Source organism: Kangiella spongicola, from assembly GCF_003194565.2.
Taxonomy (GTDB): Bacteria; Pseudomonadota; Gammaproteobacteria; order Enterobacterales; family Kangiellaceae; genus Kangiella; species Kangiella spongicola.
Genome location: NZ_QICH01000001.1, coordinates 1 through 22006, shown reverse-complemented (window position 1 = coordinate 22006; position 22006 = coordinate 1). Strand labels below are relative to the sequence as shown.

The following is a 22006-nucleotide window of genomic DNA, read 5'->3' as shown; positions in this document are numbered from 1 at the left end:
AGTTACACCTAGCACCTTCAAAATCAAGCTTTTTAGGCGCGAAACCCTTGCATATTTTGCTAATTCCACCATAATCGACCACTTGCCTGAGTTTTTTGATAAAAACCCTGTGATGCATTGGGTTTAGAGGCTTTTGGCGATAGAATACGACTTCATTTAATCATTCATTGAATAATAGGCCATTCGTAGGGCTTATATTCTAATTAGAGAGAGTTTCAATGCCTGTAATTACTTTACCTGACGGTAGCAAGCGAGAGTTTGCTCAACCTGTATCTACTTTAGATATCGCGGCTGATATCGGACCTGGTCTTTTTAAAAACACTGTGGCTGGCAAAGTTGACGGTAAGTTGGTGGATGCCACCGATATTATCGAACATGACGCTAATATTGAGATCATCACGCCGACCACCGACGAAGGTATTGAAATTATACGCCACTCTTTTGCACACTTGTTAGGGCACGCGTTAAAGCAACTATACCCTGATGCGAAGATGGCGATTGGCCCTGTTATCGATAACGGTTTCTATTACGACATTTCTTTGGATAAATCTTTAACGCCAGAAGATATGCAGGCGCTTGAAAAGCGAATGACGGAACTGGCGAAAAAAGATTATGACGTTATCAAAAAAATGACTCCCCGCGAAGAAGTCCTAAAAGTATTTGCTGAGCGTGGTGAAGATTACAAAATTCGCTTGGTCGAAGATATGCCCGATGAAAAGGCGATGGGTCTTTATCATCATGAAGAATATGTTGATATGTGCCGTGGTCCACACGTACCAAACACGCGCTTTTTACGCTATTTCAAGCTAATGAAGTTGGCTGGCGCTTATTGGCGTGGTGATTCAAACAATGAGATGTTGCAACGCGTTTATGGAACCGCTTGGGCTAGTAAGAAAGAGCTAAAGGGTTATTTAAAACGTCTAGAAGAAGCAGAAAAGCGCGATCACCGTAAAATCGGTAAGGCTCTGGACCTATTCCACCTACAAGAAGAAGCGCCAGGTATGATTTTCTGGCACGACAAAGGCTGGACGATTTATAAAACGCTTGAGCAGTATATTCGTGAGCGTTTGAAAGAACATAACTATGAAGAAGTGAAAACACCACAGATTGTTGATCGCAGTTTGTGGGAAAAATCGGGTCACTGGGATAAGTTTGGCGATGATATGTTCACGCTAGAATCGGAACAGCGCGATTATGCGATTAAGCCTATGAACTGCCCGTGTCACGTACAAATTTATAATGCCGGCCTGAAAAGTTACCGTGATTTACCACTTCGCATGGCGGAGTTTGGCTCATGTCACCGTAATGAACCATCGGGCGCCTTACACGGTATTATGCGTTTGCGTAACTTTGTGCAGGATGATGCGCACATCTTCTGTACCGAAGATCAGATCCAAGACGAAGTATCGATGTTTATCGAAATGCTTTATGACGTTTACCGTGACTTTGGATTTACTGACGTTATTGTTAAATTATCAACACGCCCAGAGCAACGCGTAGGCTCTGATGAAGTGTGGGATAAAGCCGAGACTGCTTTGGCTGACGCTTTAAAAGCGAACAATATCGAGTTTGAGTATCAGCCGGGAGAAGGTGCCTTCTACGGCCCTAAACTTGAATTCACACTAAAGGACTGCCTAGAGCGTCATTGGCAATGTGGTACCATTCAAGTAGACTTCTCGATGCCGGGTCGCTTGGGTGCAGAATATGTTGCTGAAAGCGGTGAACGTGAAGTTCCTGTGATGTTACACCGTGCAATTTTGGGTTCATTAGAGCGTTTTATCGGTATTTTAATCGAAGAATACGCTGGAAAGTTCCCTGCGTGGTTAGCGCCAACTCAGGCCGTAATTATGAATATTACGGACAAACAGGCCGATTTTTGTACAAAAACAGTCGGTTATTTGAAAAATAAAGGGTTTAGAGTCAATTCGGACTTGAGAAATGAGAAGATCGGCTTTAAAATTCGCGAGCAGACATTAGCACGTGTTCCGTTTTTACTAGTAGTCGGAGACCGTGAAGTTGAAAATGGTCAGGTCGCAGTTCGTACACGAGAGGGTGAGGACTTAGGAACCATGACTGTTGAAGCCTTTGCAGAATTGCTTGATGCTGAAATAGCGAAGCGAGCAAGGAAAACTGAAGCTGAGGCTGAATAATTTGACTTGATTTTAACCAATTAGAGGATTAGACACATTAAAAAAGGTCAAAAGCGCGACGATAGACAGCGCATAAACGAGAATATACGAGCGAAGGAAGTTCGCTTAATTCGAGCTGACGGTGAGAACGTCGGCGTGGTAGATACAAGAGATGCCTTAGAGCAAGCTCAAGAAGCTAAGTTGGACTTAGTGGAAGTATCGCCAGATGCGAATCCTCCAGTCTGTAAGATTATGGACTTTGGTAAATATTTGTTTGAGCAGAAAAAAGCGAAAGCTGCTGCTAAAAAGAAACAAAAAGTTACCCAGGTCAAAGAAATTAAGTTTCGCCCAGGGACGGATATAGGGGACTATAAGGTAAAACTACGCAACCTTATACGTTTCTTGGAAGATGGGGACAAGACGAAGATCACTGTCCGCTTCCGTGGTCGTGAGATGGCGCACCAAGAACTCGGAATGGAGTTATTGAAGCGTGTCGAAAAAGACCTGGAAGAATACGGTTCGGTTGAGCAACGTCCATCAATGGAAGGTCGTCAAATGACGATGGTGATTGCCCCCAACAAAAAGAAGTAATTGAGCTTTTGGTTTAGCTTTAAGGTTAAACTGAACAGAAGTCCGCAAGGCGCTTACTTTACTTCAAAAGGTTGGATAAATCGGCTTAACGGCTGACTTATCCGTTTTTATTAACTCATCATGAGCTCCAGACGACTGCTGATTGTTTTAAAGAATACTTTAAATCATGTCTAAGCAGTGGCCATGACAGTAATCAATGCGAGTATTATACTATGCCAAAGATGAAAACTGACCGCGGTGCTTCGAAGCGTTTCAAAAAGACTGCTTCGGGTCGTTATAAGCACAAACAATCACACTTGCGTCACATCTTGACCAAGAAATCCACTAAGCGTAAGCGTCATTTGCGCCACGGCAAGTTAGTTGATGCCGCGGATACAAAGCAAATCGATCGTATGCTTCCAAACGGTTAATGGGTGAGGATTAAGAGATGGCAAGAGTAAAACGCGGCGTGACAGCTCACGCACGTCACAAAAAAGTTTTAAAGCAGGCTAAAGGTTATTACGGTGCACGTAGTCGTGTATATCGTGTAGCTAAGCAAGCTGTTATTAAAGCAGGTCAATACGCTTACCGTGACCGTCGTCAACGTAAACGTCAATTCCGTTCTTTATGGATTGCACGTATCAACGCTGAAGCACGTACACACGGTTTGTCTTACAGTCGCTTTATCAATGGTTTGAAGAAGTCAAACATTGAAGTTGATCGTAAAATGCTAGCAGAATTAGCAGTTTTTGATAAAGTAGCTTTTGCTGCTTTTGCAGAGCAAGCTAAATCTGCCCTAGACGCTTAATCTAAGCACTCTGTTCTTTGGTTTGATACTGAATTAAAGAATAGCATTTGTTATCAAGATTGTTACGACGATTAAGATAGCAAACGATTAAAGTCTTAAAAGGAAGGGCAACAATGCTCTTCCTTTTTTTTTGCCACACTTTTAGTAATGAACATAGATTTGTTATTTAGAAGTTGTCCGACGAGTAAATACGACAAAAATGAGTAAATATCATGGCTGATTTACAAGAAATTATCCAACAGGCTGAACAAGAAATCAGCAAGGTAGAATCCTTACCCGAGCTAGAGCAGGTCAAAGCGCGATTTGTGGGTAAAAAGGGATTGATCACTGCTCAAATGAAGCAGATGGCAACACTACCTCCAGAAGAAAAGCCAAAGTTTGGTGCGCGCGTCAACGAAGCGAAGAAAGAGGTTTTCGCGATTATTGAAGCCAAACAAACGGCAATAAAAACAGCTGAAATTAATGCAAAGCTTGCCAATGAAACAATTGATGTCACTTTGAGTGGTCGTAACTCAGAGGTTGGTGGGGTGCACCCAGTGAACCGCACCATGAGACGAATTGAGTCGTATTTTGGTCAGATGGGCTTTTCTGTGGCAGAAGGTCCAGAAGTTGAAGATGATTTTCATAACTTCACGGCTTTAAATATTCCTGAGCACCACCCAGCACGAGCGATGCACGATACTTTCTATTTTGACGCTAGTCGTTTATTACGTACTCACACATCGCCTGTGCAAGTGCGAGTTATGGAAAATGCTGAGCCTCCTTACCGTATTATCGCGCCAGGCCGCGTTTATCGTTGTGACTCAGACTTAACACATACACCGATGTTCCATCAGGTTGAAGGCCTTTTGATTGATGAAAGCACCACTTTTGTTGACCTTAAAGGGGTTCTGTATGAATTTGTTACCCACTTCTTTGAAAAAGATTTAGGAGTGCGCTTCCGTCCGTCATACTTCCCGTTTACCGAACCATCAGCGGAAGTGGATATTGAGTGTGTGATGTGTAGCGGTAAAGGTTGTCGTGTGTGTAGTCACACCGGTTGGTTGGAAATTCTTGGTTGCGGTATGGTTCACCCGAAAGTACTTGAGTCAGTCGGTGTCGATAGTGAAAAGTACACAGGATTTGCCTTTGGTATGGGCGTTGAACGCTTAACCATGTTGCGCTATGGCGTGAATGATTTGCGTCTGTTTTTTGAGAATGACTTGAACTTCCTTAAGCAATTCAACTAAGTTCATCGTTGGAAGCATAACATCATAATTAGTGAGTAATATTTAATGTTCCTTTTCTTGCGTGGCCAAGAAAAGGAACCAAAAGAAGGCCACCCCAGATATTGAGGCCATGCAAGGCATGACTGCCTTCAAGACCTCAAGTAGCTTAACGCATCGTGAAATACAGTCCTTCCATGGCCTGAATTTCACTATTCAAATCATCTACCTAAAGGTATTCGCTTTGGTCACAGATTTGAATTGCTACTACTCGAGCTCTTTTCAGCTCAATATAGGGGGATTTTAGTAGTGATAGGCTTTGTGCTTGGCCTTTAACAGTTAACTTTAAGTTTGGATAATAACTATGAAGTTTAGTGAACAGTGGTTACGTGAGTGGGTAAACCCTGAAATTTCCACTCAAGAATTGGTAGACAAATTAACCATGGCTGGTTTAGAAGTTGATGGTTTTGAATATTTAGGCGATAGCTTCTCTGGCGTGGTTGTCGGTGAAATTGTTGCCGCTGAACAGCATCCAGATGCTGACAAACTACAAGTTTGTACCATTAACGTTGGCGATGCGAGCGACGAAGATTTACAAATCATTTGTGGCGCACCGAACGCACGAAAAGGCATCAAAGTAGCTGTAGCCATGATTGGTGCGGTATTGCCTGGCGACTTTAAAATTAAAAAGGCCAAGCTTCGTGGCGTTCAATCCTTCGGTATGTTGTGCTCCGAGACTGAGTTAAACCTTGGTGACGGCAGCGACGGCATCGTGGAATTGCCGCTAGATGCTCCTTTAGGGCAAGACTTAAAAGAATTTTTAGACTTAAACGATCATGTGATCGATGTGGACTTGACGCCAAACCGTGGTGACTGTTTAGGTATCAGCGGTATCGCACGCGAAGTAGGCGTTCTAACGCAGACAGATGTAACTCCAGTTTCGCCTAAAGCGGTAGCGGCTGAAGTCAGCGATAAGCTGGAAATAAAACTCAGTGCGCCAAATGCTTGCCCACGCTATTTAGGGCGCGTCATTAAAGGCATCAACCCTCAAGCGCAGACTCCGCAATGGATGGTGCAACGAATTGAGCGCTCTGGTGTACGCGCCATTGACCCTGTGGTTGATGTAACTAACTATGTGTTGCTTGAGTTAGGACATCCGATGCACGCTTTCGATTTAGCTAAGATTGATGGTGGCATTGACGTGCGCATGGCTAAAGAAAATGAAAAGCTTACTTTGCTCGATGGGCAAGAAGTTGAGCTAAGCAGTGATACCTTGATGATTGCCGACGATTCCAAAGCACTGGCGATTGCCGGCGTTATGGGTGGTGAGCATTCAGGAGTTAGCGCTGAGACTAAGGATATCTTCCTTGAGAGTGCTTATTTCGATGCTATCGCGGTTGCGGGCAAGGCGCGCCAGTATGGCTTGCATACAGACGCTTCGCATCGCTATGAACGTGGCGTTGATTATGAATTACAGCGTACCGCTATGGAACGCGCGACCGAACTATTATTAGAAATAGTGGGTGGTCAGCCGGGCAAAATCATTGAAGCTGTGGATCAATCAGCTATGCCTCAAAAACGCCACCTAACACTTCGCCGTGAGCGTATTGAGCGTGTTGTTGGGGTAAGTTTTGATGACGCACTGGTTGAAGACATTTTAACGCGCCTTGGCTTAGGACTAACTCCTGCAGATAAGGGCTGGGATGTTTCTGTACCAAGCTTCCGTTTTGACATCGATAACGAAGAAAGTCTTATTGAAGAGCTCGTTCGCGTCTATGGTTATAACAAGCTACCCATTCGCAAGCCACAGGGTGAAATGGCGATGTTCATGCAGAATGAAAGTCGTGTCTTTAAGGATGTGTTGCGAGACGTATTAGTCAATCGTGGCTATCAAGAAGTCATTACTTATAGCTTTGTTGAACCTAAGCTACAAGCAGTGTTAGAGCCTACTATGGAGCCATTGGCTTTGATGAACCCTATTTCCAGTGAGATGGGGGTTATGCGTACTAACTTACTACCTGGCTTAGTTCAGGCAGCGCAGTTTAATACTAATCGTCAGCAAAGTCGTATTCGTTTCTTTGAAATCGGTTTACGTTTCGACACGGCTAGTGAGAGCTTAGAGCAGATCCCGACTATCGGCGGTATTTTAGCCGGACGTCGTCATTTAGAGTCGTGGGAAGATGATGCGCGTAAGGTCGACTTTTATGATGTAAAAGGGGATATCGAGGCACTTCTAAGCACAACTAAGCGTCGTTTTGACTTTGTACCATCCGAAAAGTCGATTCTTCACCCAGGCCAGTCGGCAGACATACGCTACCAGGGTAAGACCGTTGGTTATGTCGGTAAATTACATCCTCAAACGCAACAGACTGTTGATCTTGACCTAGATGCTTTCGTGTTCGAAATCGATATTGACGTATTATCTGAGCGAGAATTGCCGAAATTTACCCCATTATTAAAATTCCCATCGATTCGACGTGATTTGGCTGTGATCGTCGATGAAAGCGTAAAAGGTGGGGAATTAATTGATTTTATTGTAAAAATTGGCGGTAAGTTACTGACAGATGCCTTTATATTTGATATATACAAAGGTGAGCATCTTGAGCAAGGGAAGAAAAGTGTCGCTTTGGCTATGACCTTACGTCATCCAGAGAAAACTTTGGAAGATGCGGAGATTAATAAAGTAGTAGACAAAGTTGTTGCTGGTTTAGAAGAGCAGTACCAAGCCGTATTGCGTAGCTGATACTGAAACTAACCTACAAGCTAAAAGTCTACTTTTGAGTAGCGGAGATTGATTATGGCATTAACAAAAGCTGATATGGCAGAGCGTTTATACGAAGAGCTTGGTTTAAATAAACGTGAGTCGAAAGAAATAGTGGAAGCTTTTTTCGAGCAAATCCGCGATTCCTTGGAGCAGGGGTATAATGTCAAGCTCTCAGGCTTCGGTAACTTTGAACTGCGTGATAAAGCACAGCGCCCGGGACGTAACCCAAAGACTGGGGAAGAAGTCCCGATCAGCGCGCGTCGTGTGGTTACGTTTAAACCTGGTCAAAAACTTAGAGGGAAAGTAGCGGACTATGTTGGAACCGAGCAATAATAACGAATTACCAGCAATCCCTGGGAAACGATACTTCACTATTGGTGAAGTAAGTGACTTGTGTGCCGTTAAGCCTCATGTCTTGCGTTATTGGGAGCAAGAGTTTGATCAACTTGATCCCGTTAGACGCGGAAACAGACGCTATTATCAGCGAGAAGACGTTCTAATTGTTCGTCAAATTCGTTCACTTTTGTATGAGCATGGATACACCATCGGTGGTGCAAGACAGTGCTTAGAAGAAGATGGTGAAGAAAGTCCTAAAGCCGAAAAAGCTCAAATCGATGAAATTATCGAAGAGTTGGAAAAAATAAAACGTTTCCTATCGATCTAAGAGCAATCCTTTCAGTAATTACCTGTTGTATTTTATTTGGAAAACGGTAGTATGACGCCGTTTTCTAAACATACCTATCTATTTTGTCGGAGCGTGGCGCAGCTTGGTAGCGCACTTGCATGGGGTGCAAGGGGTCGGAGGTTCAAATCCTCTCGCTCCGACCAATTTCTACAATTTCATAATCTCTAGTTTTATAATCTTTATTCAAACCAAAGTTACCAGCCAACATTAAAGTATCAATAATTGTAAAATTTGCTTACACTTTTCTTTTTTTCCTACTAGTTATCATAAATTTAAAGTATATTGTGCTGAAAATGCCTTTATTGGTTTTTTATAAATAAAATGTACGTTAAATCAATTGCTTAAAGGCTAAAATGAAACTGTTTATTATGTTATAGCAGCATTGTTTGATTATTAACCAGTTTAAAGTAGGTATGATTTACTTCATATTTACACTAAAATTGCATAATAAATGGGCAGAACCAGTGAAAATTCCAAGAAAATTGATCAAAATCCCAACTTTCATTTCCGACGGACTGGTTAACACTAGCGCTGTGCATTGGTTCACAAATATTAAGAATTTTTAATTTTGTTCATAGCTTGTGCGCATTGTTATGAATACAGAGTATTATTAGGTTAAGTAATAGTACTCAAATACTTGAGATGGTTAACTTAAATATTTTTTAAAAAGCATTCACATCTTTTTGATTAATCTCGAGTTAGTCTGAGTTTGGGGAAGAATTATCTTGACTGTGTCGTGTAGCTAAATAATTTCAAGCAAGGGCAACTTAAGTTTGAGCTTGCGCAGTAAGGTATTGATGCGACAGGGTTTTAGTTATTATTTAGTATTTACTGGGTAGTGTTAATGAGAGAAGTTTTTGGCGGGTTTGTTGGGGCATCTTTTTTAAATAAAAAGGCAAAGTCATTGAAGTTAGCAAGTAAATCGGCTCTAGGTCTTTTTGCCTTACTGATGACAGTGAATGCCCATGCGGTTGATTATCCTTCAACGATAGATAATACCGTTAATGTTACCCTGCCAGCAGGTGTAATAGATAATAACACTGCAAATAACCAAAATGGTGGTTGCTCTGTAGCTGATCCTACAGTGGCTGCGTGTGCTACTGACACGAACTCTCTCAACGTCGTTACCCCTGAACCAACAAAGTCATTTTCACCTTCAGTACCCATTGATTTCAATGGATTTGCTACCCTAACTATTACTCTTACCAATACCAATAACTTTGTTGCGACACTGCAAGCCGATTTTGTCGACAATTTACCAGCTGGAGTTTTCTTAGCTACTCCCGCTAACGCGTCTAAAACTTGTGGTGGCTCAGGTGTTTTAACTGCTGTAGATGGCGGTAGTTCAATCACTTTAGGTTCGGGCGCGACGATTCCAGCAAATAGTTCTTGCACAATCACTGCTACAGTTACAAGTAATTCAGCTGGTACCCACACAAACCAACTTCCTGCTGGTGCTTTGGATACAGGGATGGGGCCAAGTTCTCCTGCATCTGCAGATCTCGTCGTCGATCCACCTGCTGAATTAATAATCACTGGTACACCTCAACCTGAAACTAACTCGGGAACTACCACTTTCACCTACACGGTGAGTATTAATAACGGCATTAATACGACTGAAGACATTACATTCGACTACTTCACTACGGATGGCACCGCAGAGGCTGGGACGGACTATATCGGGATTGTTGATGGTTCTGTTTCAGGAATAATTCCTGCGGGTAGTTCAAGTACAACCTTTAACGTCACGGTTTACGGCGACACTGTCACCGAGCCGGATGAAACATTTGATCTATCTTTAAGTAATATTTCATCGAACGCGGTTGCTGCTCCTGGCACTCATACTGCTACGATTTTAAATGATGACAGTGCTAGCATTGCCATTGAAGACGTCACTGTCAATGAAGCGGACGGTACTATCACTGTTAACGTTACATTGACCGGTAGCACTTCTGCTGCATTCGATGTCGACTTTGCCACAGCAGATGGTTCTGCAACAGCCGGTTTACCAGCAATCGGTGACTATGGAGCTGCATCTGGCACTCTAAGTTTTGCCGGTAACGATGGCGAAGTTCAGCAAGTTTCAGTAACCATTTATGATGATATTGCGATTGAAGGCGACGAAACTTTTGATATTAATTTATCTAACATCACTGGCGGCTTAGCAACCATAGCCGACGCAACTGGCGTAGTGACGATTCAGGATAATGATAGCGTGGTATTAGCTGAGTTCGACTCAGCGGCAGATAGCGCTGATGAATCAATCACCGATGCGCCACGTTTACTGATTTTAGGTGTATTGCCTAACGATGCGACAATCAATGTCAATGTTACGGGTGGCACTGCCACTGGCTCGGGCACGGATTATACCAACGTTGTCTCAGTCACTATTCCTGCCGGTACTTATGATGGTGGCCAGGGCACTTCGATCCCAATTAATTTAACGGTTGTTGACGATAACATCCTCGAGTCTGATGAAAATATTACGTTTGAACTAACTAGTGCTAACCCTCGCTTAATCTTAGGCGATGCGGATTTAGATAGTAATACGCAAGCGACCAACACTTACACTATTCAAGATAATGATCCAATTACGGTCAGTGTTGCAGCCAATGATGCGACAGCGGCTGAACCTGCTGATAATGGTCAGTTCACTATCACTCTGAGCAATCCTAACTCGGTTGATACAACGGTTACATATGCAGTTTCTGGTACAGCAACTGCAACTGACGACTATACGGCTTTAACCGGTACGGTCACGATTCCTGCGGGCGATACGACAGCGACGGTAGATGTCGCTGTAGTCGACGACAATATTGTTGAAAATGATGAAACGGTTATTCTAACGCTAAGCACCACGAGTGACGGCACCATTGATGCAGGTAATAACCAAGCCACGGTTACTATAGCGGATGATGATGATTTAGTGGTTAGTATTTCTGCCAATGATCCTACTGCGGCTGAGCCAGCCGATAACGGTCAGTTCACCGTAAGCTTGACGAATACGAGTTCAACCGACACTACGGTGACTTATGTGGTTGCTGGCACAGCTACCGCTACAGACGATTACACGCCACTTTCTGGCACAGTAGTTGTGCCTGCTGGCAGTCTTTCGGCGACCGTTGATGTATTAGTGGTCGATGATAACCTTGTAGAAGTTGACGAAACGGTGGTTGTAACTTTAGACACTACAAGTACCGGTACCATTGATGCAGCTAATGATGACGCAACCGTCACCATTTCTGATGATGACACGGCTAGCATTGATATTAACAGCGTCACCGTTAACGAAGCTGATGGTACCGCTAGCTTTAATGTCACTCTAACTGGCGAAGTGCAAGGTGGCTTTAGTGTCGATTTTGCAAGCAATGACGCTACCGCAGAAGCAGGCTCAGATTATGTGGCGACTTCTGGAACGCTAACCTTTGCTGGAACTGCTGGTGAAGTCGAAGTTATTAATGTGACAATTAATGACGATAGTTTGCTAGAAGCGACGGAAACGTTTGAAATCAACTTAAGCAATAGTTCTAATACTGCGGTATCAATTAACACGCCTCAAGGTATTGGTACCATTACCGATAATGACGCAGCTAGCATAGTTATTAATGATGTTACTGTGGATGAGTCTGGCCCTAACGCTATTTTCACAGTGACTCTTACAGGCAATGTTCAAGGTGGCTTCACGGTAGATTATGCGACTGCTGACGATACTGCGACAGCGGGTAGTGACTACACGGCGACTTCAAATACCTTAACCTTCGCCGGCAACAATGGAGAAACTCAAACCTTCTCAGTACCCATCACTGATGATGGTTTAGCAGAAGCGACTGAGACTTTCTTTGCAAACCTATCTAACATCTCGAACACGCTCGTCACTATAGCGGACGCACAGGGTGTTGGCTCTATTACTGACAACGATAATGCTAGTTTGGCGATTGATGATGTAACGGTAAATGAGGCTGCAGGAACTGCAGAGTTTACAGTAACTCTTACTGGCGATGTGCAGGGTGGTGTAACTGTTGATTTTGCAACGGCAGACGATACTGCTTTAGCGGGTAGCGACTATGTGGCTAACTCAAACACGTTAACATTCGCTGGAACGAATGGTGAAACGCAGACTATTAGCGTTGATATAACGAATGATTCGCTTGTAGAAGCAACTGAGAGTTTCTTTGTTAACTTAAGCAATGTTAATAACGCTGTAGTTACTCTTAGCGATGCCCAAGGCGTTGGCACCATTACCGATAACGATAGCGCTAGTCTGGCAATTGATGATGTAACGGTGAACGAGGCTGCGGGTACTGCAGAATTCACAGTGACCTTAACTGGTGATGTGCAGGACGGCGTTTCTGTTGATTTTGCAACAGCTGACGACACTGCAAACGCTGGCAGTGATTATACAGCAAACTCAGGCACCTTGAATTTTGCCGGAACTACTGGCGAAACTCAGACAGTTCAAATTGATATTACCGACGATGCCGTTGCTGAAGCGTCGGAAACCTACTTTGTTAACTTATCCAATGTATCTAGCACTCTAGTCACTTTAAGTGACAGTCAGGGACTTGGAACTATTACCGATAATGATACGGCTAGCTTAACCATCAACAACGTCACCATTAATGAAAATGGTGGCTCTGCGACGTACAGCGTAACCTTAGATAACGCTGTTCAAGGCGGTAGTGTTGTTAATTATTCCTTCACTGATGGAACCGCTACTGGCGGCGTTGATTACGACAATACCACGGGTAGTGTGACTTTCGCCGGTACTGCTGGTGAAACTCAGACTTTCACTGTCGATATCTTTAATGATGCGATTTATGAGGGCGATGAAACCTTTACCGTCAACATCAATGCTGTAAACCCAGTTATTAATGACACCGATTCAGCGACTACGATTATTGATGATGAAGTATTAGATATTTCAATTTCAGCGAGTATCGCCAACGCTTCGGAGCCTGGAACGGATGGTGAGTTCACTATTAATTTGAGCTCAGTGAGCGCGACTGATACCACTATTAACTTGAGTTACTCAGGTACTGCAAACGATCCTGCGGATTACGGTTTAAGCAGCAGTGGCACAGGTACAACTACCGTAGTAATACCAGCGGGTTCATCAAGTGCAACCGTTGATGTTGTGGTGGTGAATGACACCATTGTTGAGCCAACCGAAACAGTAGTTGCCACTATTGATAGCGTAAGCCAAGGTAATATCACAACCGCGACGGCAACAGTAAACATTGCTGATGACGATACAGCTGCAGTTACTATTGAAGACGTTTCTGAAAGCGAAGGTGTTGGTTCAGCCACCTTCACCATTACCTTGAATAACGATGTAGCTGGTGGAACTAACGTTAGCTACAGCTTCACAGACGGCACAGCGACGGGCGGTGGTACGGATTACGACAGCACGGCAGGCTCAGTTTCGTTTACAGGTACGGCAGGCGAAACACGAACTTTCAGCGTTACTTATAATGATGACAATCTTGTGGAAGGGGATGAAACTTTCGCAGTGTCCTTAAGCGCTGATAATGCAGCCGTAACGGACACCGATACAGCGACAGGAACCATCGTTGATAACGATATCTTAACTATTGATATTGCCGCAAGTGTGGCAACAGCTTCAGAGCCTGCAACAGATGGTGAATTTACCATCACCATGAGTAACCCAAGTGCTACGGATACTGATGTCTTTGTTTCCTACGCAGGCACAGCAACTGATGGCGCAGACTACAATTTAACAGGAACTTCGGGCACAACAACTGTAACTATTCCTGCTGGAAGCACGACAGCAACAGTCGCGGTAGAAGTTCTCGATGACTCTTTGGTCGAAGGCAGTGAAACAGTTGATGCAACTGTAACGGCCGTTAGTAACGGAAATATAGGCACAGCCACTGGCACTGTGACTATTAATGACAATGATTCACGCGTCACAGTCGAAGATGTTAGCGTCAATGAATCTGATGGTTTTGCGACATTTACCATCACGCTAGAAGAAGCTATCGCTGGTGGCACCGACGTTACCTATAGCTTCACCGACGGCACAGCTACAGGTGGTGTGGATTATGATAATACTGGTGGTACCGTCAATTTCACAGGTACGGCTGGTGAGACAAGAACTTTTAACGTTGCCATCACTAATGATGCCATTGTTGAAGGCGATGAAACCTTCACCGTAAATCTTAGCGCAAGCAATCCTAACGTTATCGATACAGATACAGCTGTAGGCACTATCGTAGATAATGATGCTCTGACAGTGTCTGTTGTTGCTACCACGCCGACAGCACAAGAACCTGCTACCAATGGTGAGTTTACAGTTAGCTTAAGTACTACAAGTGCTTCTGACACAACAGTTACTGTGGCATATTCAGGTACTGCAACTAGTGGCACCGATTACAACTTAACGGGTGCTAATGGTACTACTACAGTGGTTATCCCCGCTGGTTCAACCGATGCTGTGATATCAGTTGATGTTATCGACGACAACATTGTAGAAGGTGATGAAACCGTTGTTGCAACAATTACCAATACTGATCAGGGCACGATCAGTAATGCGTCTGACACGGTAACTATAGAGTCAGAAGACACAGCTTCTGTAACGGTCGAAGATGTCACTGTTTCGGAAGCTGGTAGTCCAGCGACCTTTAGAGTCACTCTTAATGGTGAAGTCGCAGGCGGTACCGATGTAACCTATAGCTTCACTGATGGTTCAGCCACTGGTGGTGTCGATTATGACAACACCGGGGGAACTGTAAGCTTTACTGGTAACGATGGTGAGTTTGTCGATGTGGATGTGAGCATCCTACAAGATGCCATTGTCGAATTTGATGAAACTTTTACTTTCAACATGTCAGCAAGTAATACACTTGTTGATGCTAGTGATGTAGCGGTCGGTACTATTACCGATGACGATACGCCGCTAGTTACGTCTATTACTGCAACATCACCGAATGCTTCTGAGCCAGCGACGAATGGTGTCTTTACTGTTAGCTTAAGCGCTGAAAGCTCTACAGATACGGTAGTAACCATTGATTATACGGGTACGGCGAATGATCCTGCGGACTATAACCTTACTGGCGCTTCGGGTACGACTACCGTAACGGTTCCTGCTGGAAGCATGTCTGCTACAGTTGATGTCAGCGTTGTTGATGACAACCTTCTAGAAGGTGATGAAAACGTTGTTGCAACCATTACTAGCGTGAGTAATGGCTATATTGGTAACGCTTCTGACACGGTCACCATAAGTGATGACGACAATGCAGCTGTAACCATTGCAGATGTTACAGAGAGCGAAGGTGCTGGCTTTGCAACCTTTACCATTACCTTAGATAACGCAGTTGCTGGTGGTACTGTGGTGAACTATAGCTTCACTGATGGCACTGCAACGGGTGGAAACACGGATTATGATAGCACTTCAGGATCGGTAACATTCACTGGAACAGCTGGTGAGCAGCAGACCTTCACTGTAGCTATAACCGATGATGGTATTGTCGAGGGTAATGAGACCTTCACAGTTAATTTAGATGCTGTAAATCCTCTTGTCACTGATAGCGATACAGCTACAGGCACAATTACCGATAATGACAACTTGGTGGTTTCGGTGAGCGCCAGTGTTGCTGCCGCAAGCGAAGGCGGACCTAACGGTGAGTTTACAGTCAGTTTAAACACAGTAAGCGCAACCGATACCACAGTAACATTAAGTTATGCTGGTACGGCGACGGATACTGCGGACTATACCTTAACTGGCGCCGACGGCACTACTAGCGTAGTGATTCCGGCAGGGTCTACGACTGCCACAGTTGCGGTCAATGTTGTCAATGACTCTATTGTTGAGCCAACTGAAACGGTGGTCGCGACCATCGATGCAGTTTCCAATGGTACTGTTGGTAATGCGTCAGATACGGTTAATATTACCGACAACGACGCTGCGACAGTTACGGTGAATGATGTCACGGAAAATGAAGCAGCAGGCAGTATCGATTTCACGGTGACTTTAAATGGCGATGTTGCGGGTGGCGTGAGTTTTGACTACACCACAAACGATGGCACAGCGACAGCGGGTAGTGACTATACTACAACGTCTGGTACGCGCACCTTTGCAGGTACTAATGGTGAAACCATTACCATCAGCGTACCGATTACCAACGACACCATCGTAGAAGACAACGAAACCTTCACCTTGGACTTAAGTAACCTAACCAAATCAGGCGTTACATTCAGCGATGACCAAGGCTTAGGCACGATTACCGACAATGACTCAGCGACGGTCGCGGTTAGCGACGTCACGGTAGCCGAAGACGGCATTAATGCAGACTTCGTCGTGACCTTGAACGGAGACGTACAGGATGGCGTAAGCTTTAATTACACCACGAACGATGGCACAGCTTTAGCGGGTAGTGACTACACCGCGACGTCAGGCACGCAAACCTTTACAGGTAACGATGGCGAAACCATTATCATCAGCGTACCGATTACGAACGACACCATCGTAGAAGACAACGAAACCTTCACGCTGGACCTAAGCAATCTTACCAGCACAAGCGTCAGCTTCAGCGATGACCAAGGTTTAGGCACCATTACTGATAATGACTCGGCGAGCGTTGAGATTAACGATGTAACGATTGCGGAAGACGGCGTCAATGCGGTATTCACGGTGACCTTGACGGGTGATGTGCAAGATGGTTTCACCTTGAACTACACCTCGAACGATGGCTCAGCGACCGCGGGTAGCGACTACACCACAGCAAGCGGTAGCTTAAGCTTCACTGGTACAACGGGTGAAACGCACACCATTACGGTACCGATTACGAATGACACCACGGTTGAAGGCGACGAAACCTTTACCGTTGACCTAAGCGGATTGAGCAACGCAAGCGTGACCTTCAGCGATGCGCAAGGTTTGGGCACGATTACCGATAACGACAGCGCGACAGTGTCGGTTAATGATGTCACGGTTGATGAAAGCACAGCAACGGCAGATTTCACGGTCACACTAAGTGGCGACGTACAAGGTGGCGTAAGCTTCAACTACACCACAAACGATGGCACAGCGACAGCGGGTAGTGACTACACGGCGGTGTCTGGTACGGAAACTTTCGTTGGTAATCTAGGTGAAAGCATCACTATTAGCGTGCCGATTTTAGAAGACACTTTGGTCGAAGGTTCAGAGAACTTCACTTTAGATTTAAGTGCTCTAACCAATAGCAGCGTAACCTTCAGCGATGATCAAGGTTTAGGCACCATTACTGATAATGATAATGCCGCTGTAACTATTGAAGATGTGACCGTTAACGAAAATGCAACCAACGCAGTCTTCACAATCACCTTAAATAACGATGTTGCCGGCGGTACTGACGTTACTTACAGCTTTACGGATGTGACAGCAACAGGTGGTAATGTCGATTATGACAGCACATCTGGCACAGTTACTTTTGTAGGTACGGCAGGCGAAACACAACAATTTAACGTAGCTATTAACGACGATACGATTGTAGAGGGTACTGAAACCTTTAATGTTGCACTAAGTGCCTCTAATTCATTGGTTGATGATAGCGATGGTGCGGTTGGTACTATTAACGATAACGATAGTTTAGTGGTTTCGGTTGCTGCGACCGCAGCGGCTGCTGCGGAAGGTGGAGCTAATGGTGAATTCACCGTTAGCTTGAACACAGTCAGTGCTACTGATACTACAGTGACTATTGGTTATACAGGTAGTGCCACTTCTCCTAGCGACTACAGCTTGACTGGCGCAAACGGTACAACAACCGTTGTTATCCCAGCGGGATCGACGAGTGCCACTATTAATGTGGGTGTGGTCGACGATAACCTACTCGAAGGTGATGAGACAGTTATTGCAACGATTTCATCGGTCAGTAACGGCACCATAGGAACTGCAACAGATACGGTGACTATCACAGATAATGATGTAGCTAGCGTCACGATTGAAGATGTCACAGTTAACGAAGCTGCTGGAAATGCAAACTTTACTATCACGCTTAACGGCTCAGTAGCCGGTGGTACTGATGTAACCTATAGCTTCACGGACGGTACTGCGACTGGTGGTAACACAGATTATGATAGCACTTCGGGCACAGTGACCTTTGCTGGAACCGATGGCGAAACTCAAACCTTTAACGTTGCCATTACCAACGACACTATTGTTGAAGGCGATGAAACCTTCACGATTAACTTAAGCGCTTCAAACGCTTTAGTGACTGATACGGATACCGCCATCGGCACTATTACCGATGACGATGCTGCGACAGTTACGGTGAATGATGTCACGGAAAATGAAGCAGCGGGCAGTATCGATTTCACGGTGACGTTAAATGGCGATGTTGTGGGTGGCGTGAGCTTTGACTACACCACAAACGATGGCACAGCGACAGCGGGTAGTGACTATACTACAACGTCTGGCACGCGCACCTTTGCAGGTACTAATGGCGAAACCATTACCATCAGCGTACCGATCACCAACGACACCACGGTAGAAGATAACGAAACCTTCACCTTGGACTTAAGTAACCTAACCAAATCAGGCGTTACATTCAGCGATGCCCAAGGCTTAGGCACGATTACCGACAATGATTCAGCGACGGTCGCGGTTAGCGATGTTACGGTAGCGGAAGACGGCGTTAATGCAGACTTTGTCGTGACCTTGACGGGCGACGTACAGGATGGCGTAAGCTTTAATTACACCACGAACGATGGCACAGCTTTAGCGGGTAGTGACTACACCGCGACGTCAGGCACGCAAACCTTTACAGGTAACGATGGCGAAACCATTATCATCAGCGTACCGATTACGAACGACACCATCGTAGAAGACAACGAAACCTTCACGCTGGACCTAAGCAATCTTACCAGCACAAGCGTCAGCTTCAGCGATGACCAAGGTTTAGGCACCATTACTGATAATGACTCGGCGAGCGTTGAGATTAACGATGTAACGATTGCGGAAGACGGCGTCAATGCGGTATTCACGGTGACCTTGACGGGTGATGTGCAAGATGGTTTCACCTTGAACTACACCTCGAACGATGGCTCAGCGACCGCGGGTAGCGACTACACCACAGCAAGCGGTAGCTTAAGCTTCACTGGTACAACGGGTGAAACGCACACCATTACGGTACCGATTACGAATGACACCACGGTTGAAGGCGACGAAACCTTTACCGTTGACCTAAGCGGATTGAGCAACGCAAGCGTGACCTTCAGCGATGCGCAAGGTTTGGGCACGATTACCGATAACGACAGCGCGACAGTGTCGGTTAATGATGTCACGGTTGATGAAAGCACAGCAACGGCAGATTTCACGGTCACACTAAGTGGCGACGTACAGGGTGGCGTAAGCTTTAACTACACGACAAACGATGGCACAGCGACAGCGGGTAGTGACTACACGGCGGTGTCTGGTACGGAAACTTTTGTGGGCAATCTAGGTGAGAGCATCACTATTAGCGTGCCGATTTTAGAAGACACTTTGGTCGAAGGTTCAGAGAACTTCACTTTAGATTTAAGTGCTCTAACCAATAGCGGTGTAACCTTCAGCGATGCTCAAGGTTTAGGCACTATTACTGATAATGACAATGCCGCAGTTACTATAAATGATATGACCGTCGATGAAAGCGATGGTACAGCCACTTTCACCGTTACTTTAGATAATGAAGTGGTTGGCGGCACAGTCGTGAATTATAGCTTCACCAACGGTACAGCTACCGGCGGTGACGACTTTGATAATACTGCAGGTAGCGTGGTCTTTGTTGGTACACCAGGCGAAACTCAAACGTTCAATGTTACGATCTTTGAAGACACTATTGTCGAGGGCACTGAAACCTTCACCGTTAATATCGACGCTGTGAATCCGTTAGTGACCGACACTGATACGGGCCTAGGAACTATCACTGACAATGACAACCTGGTTGTTTCAGTGGCGGCAACAACTGCAGCAGCCTCTGAGCCAAATGTAGATGGTGAGTTTACGGTTAGTCTAAATACCACAAGCTCAACTGCAACTACTGTAACTATTGGTTACACAGGTAGCGCAACGGACACCAGCGATTACACCTTAACCGGTGCCGATGGAACAACCTCTGTTGTTATTCCTGCGGGTGCAACAACTGCATTAGTGACTGTTGATGTCATCGACGATCTTATGACTGAAGGCGATGAAACCGTTGTCGCAACGATTTCGTCGGTCAGTAACGGTACTATAGGCACAGCCACAGATACCGTGACTATTAGTGATAATGATAGCTCTGAAATCACGATAGAAGACGTTTCAGTTAATGAAGCTGACGGCAACGCAACTTTCACCATCACATTAAATGGTGCATTAGCTGGCGGCACAGACGTCAACTACAGCTTTACCGACGGCTCAGCGACTGGTGGTAACACTGACTATGACAGTACTGGTGGCACAGTGACCTTTACGGGCAACGATGGCGAACAAAGAACTTTCTTGGTGCCAATTACTAACGACACCATCGTTGAAGGTAACGAAACATTTACTGTCAATATTGACGCAGTGAACCCATTAGTAATAGATACCGACACTGCCATTGGCACGATTGTAGACAACGATACATTGTCAGTATCGATTGCAGCAACGTTGGCGGCTGCCGCGGAACCGGCGACAGATGGCGAGTTTACTGTCTCACTAAACACAACAAGTGCAACAGATACTACGGTAACGATCGATTACACTGGTTCGGCAACAGCAACGTCAGATTACAATCTGACTGGTGCAAACGGCACAACTACGGTGGTTATTCCTGCCGGAAGTACAACGGCTACTGTTGCCGTTGAAGTGATTGATGATTCTGCTGTGGAAGGTGATGAAACGGTTATTGGTACAATTTCAGCAGTCTCAAACGGAACGATCAGCACAGCTAGCGATACTGTAACTATCTCTGATGATGATAGGAATCTTGATATTGCTCCGATCACAGAAAGCACGCCAGAGAACACGGCACACACCACGGCACCTGCAGATCTTAGTCCTGGGGATACGCCAGTTGGGACAGTTCTTTATTCTATCAGCGGTGGCGCGGACGCGGCCTTGTTCACGATTGACCCAGCGACAGGCGAGTTGACCTTACCGGCACAAGACTTTGAAGCGCCAGCGGATGCTGATAGCAATAATGTCTACGAAGTACAGATCACTGCTACTGATGGAGCGGGTAACACGGCAGACGAGTTGGCGACGGTGACGGTCACGGACGTGACAGAAACGGCGAACTTGGACCTTGCGCCAATCGCAGAAAGCACGCCAGAGAACGCGGCACACACCACGGCACCGGCAGACTTAAGCCCAGGCGATGCCCCGGTGGGTACGGTGACCTACACCATCACGGGTGGCGCGGACGCAGCCTTGTTCACGATTGACCCAGCGACGGGTGAGTTGACCTTGCCGGCACAAGACTTTGAAGCGCCAGCGGACGCGAACGCGGACAACGTCTACGAAGTGCAAATCACGGCGACGGACAGTGACAACAACACGGCCGATGAACTGGCGACGGTGACGGTGACGGACGTGACAGAAACGGCGAACTTGGACCTTGCGCCAATCGCAGAAAGCACGCCAGAGAACGCGGCACACACCACGGCACCGGCAGACTTAAGCCCAGGCGACGCCCCGGTGGGTACGGTGACCTACACCATCACGGGTGGCGCGGACGCGGCCTTGTTCACGATTGATTCGGCGACGGGTGAGTTGACGCTGCCGGCACAAGACTTTGAAGCGCCAGCGGACGCGAACGCGGACAACGTCTACGAAGTGCAAATCACGGCGACGGACAGTGACAACAACACGGCCGATGAACTGGCGACGGTGACGGTGACGGACGT

Annotated in this window: 9 protein-coding genes and 1 tRNA gene; all 10 read left to right on the top strand. The window is 45.7% G+C overall.

The window, feature by feature from the left end; translation table 11 throughout:
• Positions 1–218 precede the first annotated feature (218 nt).
• The gene (gene thrS, locus DL796_RS00050) at positions 219–2150 is read left to right on the top strand and encodes a threonine--tRNA ligase (protein ID WP_110198853.1); all 1932 of its coding nucleotides are present in this window, start codon (positions 219–221) and stop codon (positions 2148–2150) included.
• Positions 2151–2186: 36 nt separating this feature from the next.
• The gene (infC, locus tag DL796_RS00045) at positions 2187–2720 is read left to right on the top strand and encodes a translation initiation factor IF-3 (RefSeq protein ID WP_110198852.1); all 534 of its coding nucleotides are present in this window, start codon (positions 2187–2189) and stop codon (positions 2718–2720) included.
• Positions 2721–2932: 212 nt separating this feature from the next.
• Positions 2933–3130, top strand: coding sequence for a 50S ribosomal protein L35 (rpmI, locus tag DL796_RS00040; protein ID WP_046560874.1), 198 nt, complete (start codon positions 2933–2935; stop codon positions 3128–3130).
• Between the two features lie 17 nt (positions 3131–3147).
• Positions 3148–3507 carry a 50S ribosomal protein L20 gene (gene rplT / locus DL796_RS00035; protein ID WP_046560875.1) on the top strand — a complete coding sequence of 120 codons (360 nt, stop codon included), beginning with the start codon at positions 3148–3150 and terminating at the stop codon, positions 3505–3507.
• A gap of 212 nt (positions 3508–3719) precedes the next feature.
• On the top strand, positions 3720–4736 hold the full coding sequence (gene pheS, locus DL796_RS00030; RefSeq protein ID WP_110198851.1) for a phenylalanine--tRNA ligase subunit alpha: 1017 nt from the start codon (positions 3720–3722) through the stop codon (positions 4734–4736).
• 340 nt (positions 4737–5076) lie between these two features.
• Positions 5077–7455: a phenylalanine--tRNA ligase subunit beta gene (gene pheT, locus DL796_RS00025; protein WP_110198850.1), complete on the top strand. Its 2379-nt coding sequence runs from the start codon at positions 5077–5079 to the stop codon at positions 7453–7455.
• Positions 7456–7509: 54 nt separating this feature from the next.
• Positions 7510–7809 carry an integration host factor subunit alpha gene (locus DL796_RS00020; RefSeq protein ID WP_046560878.1) on the top strand — a complete coding sequence of 100 codons (300 nt, stop codon included), beginning with the start codon at positions 7510–7512 and terminating at the stop codon, positions 7807–7809.
• Complete coding sequence (locus DL796_RS00015) at positions 7790–8140, top strand: MerR family transcriptional regulator (RefSeq protein ID WP_110198849.1); 351 nt, start codon at positions 7790–7792, stop codon at positions 8138–8140. Before DL796_RS00020 ends, DL796_RS00015 begins: the two co-directional genes overlap by 20 nt.
• 87 nt (positions 8141–8227) lie before the next feature.
• Positions 8228–8304: transfer RNA gene (locus DL796_RS00010), tRNA-Pro, on the top strand.
• Between the two features lie 761 nt (positions 8305–9065).
• Positions 9066–22006, top strand: a 12941-nt coding sequence (locus DL796_RS00005; RefSeq protein ID WP_170114188.1) for a Calx-beta domain-containing protein, incomplete at its 3' end; no start/stop codon positions are given.

Bases quoted from the DNA above. Each gene is read 5' to 3' on its own strand.
- thrS (WP_110198853.1), top strand. From the start codon at position 219: ATGCCTGTAATTACTTTACCTGACGGTAGCAAGCGAGAGTTTGCTCAA.
- rpmI (WP_046560874.1), top strand. From the start codon at position 2,933: ATGCCAAAGATGAAAACTGACCGCGGTGCTTCGAAGCGTTTCAAAAAG.
- rplT (WP_046560875.1), top strand. From the start codon at position 3,148: ATGGCAAGAGTAAAACGCGGCGTGACAGCTCACGCACGTCACAAAAAA.
- pheS (WP_110198851.1), top strand. From the start codon at position 3,720: ATGGCTGATTTACAAGAAATTATCCAACAGGCTGAACAAGAAATCAGC.
- pheT (WP_110198850.1), top strand. From the start codon at position 5,077: ATGAAGTTTAGTGAACAGTGGTTACGTGAGTGGGTAAACCCTGAAATT.
- DL796_RS00020 (WP_046560878.1), top strand. From the start codon at position 7,510: ATGGCATTAACAAAAGCTGATATGGCAGAGCGTTTATACGAAGAGCTT.
- DL796_RS00015 (WP_110198849.1), top strand. From the start codon at position 7,790: ATGTTGGAACCGAGCAATAATAACGAATTACCAGCAATCCCTGGGAAA.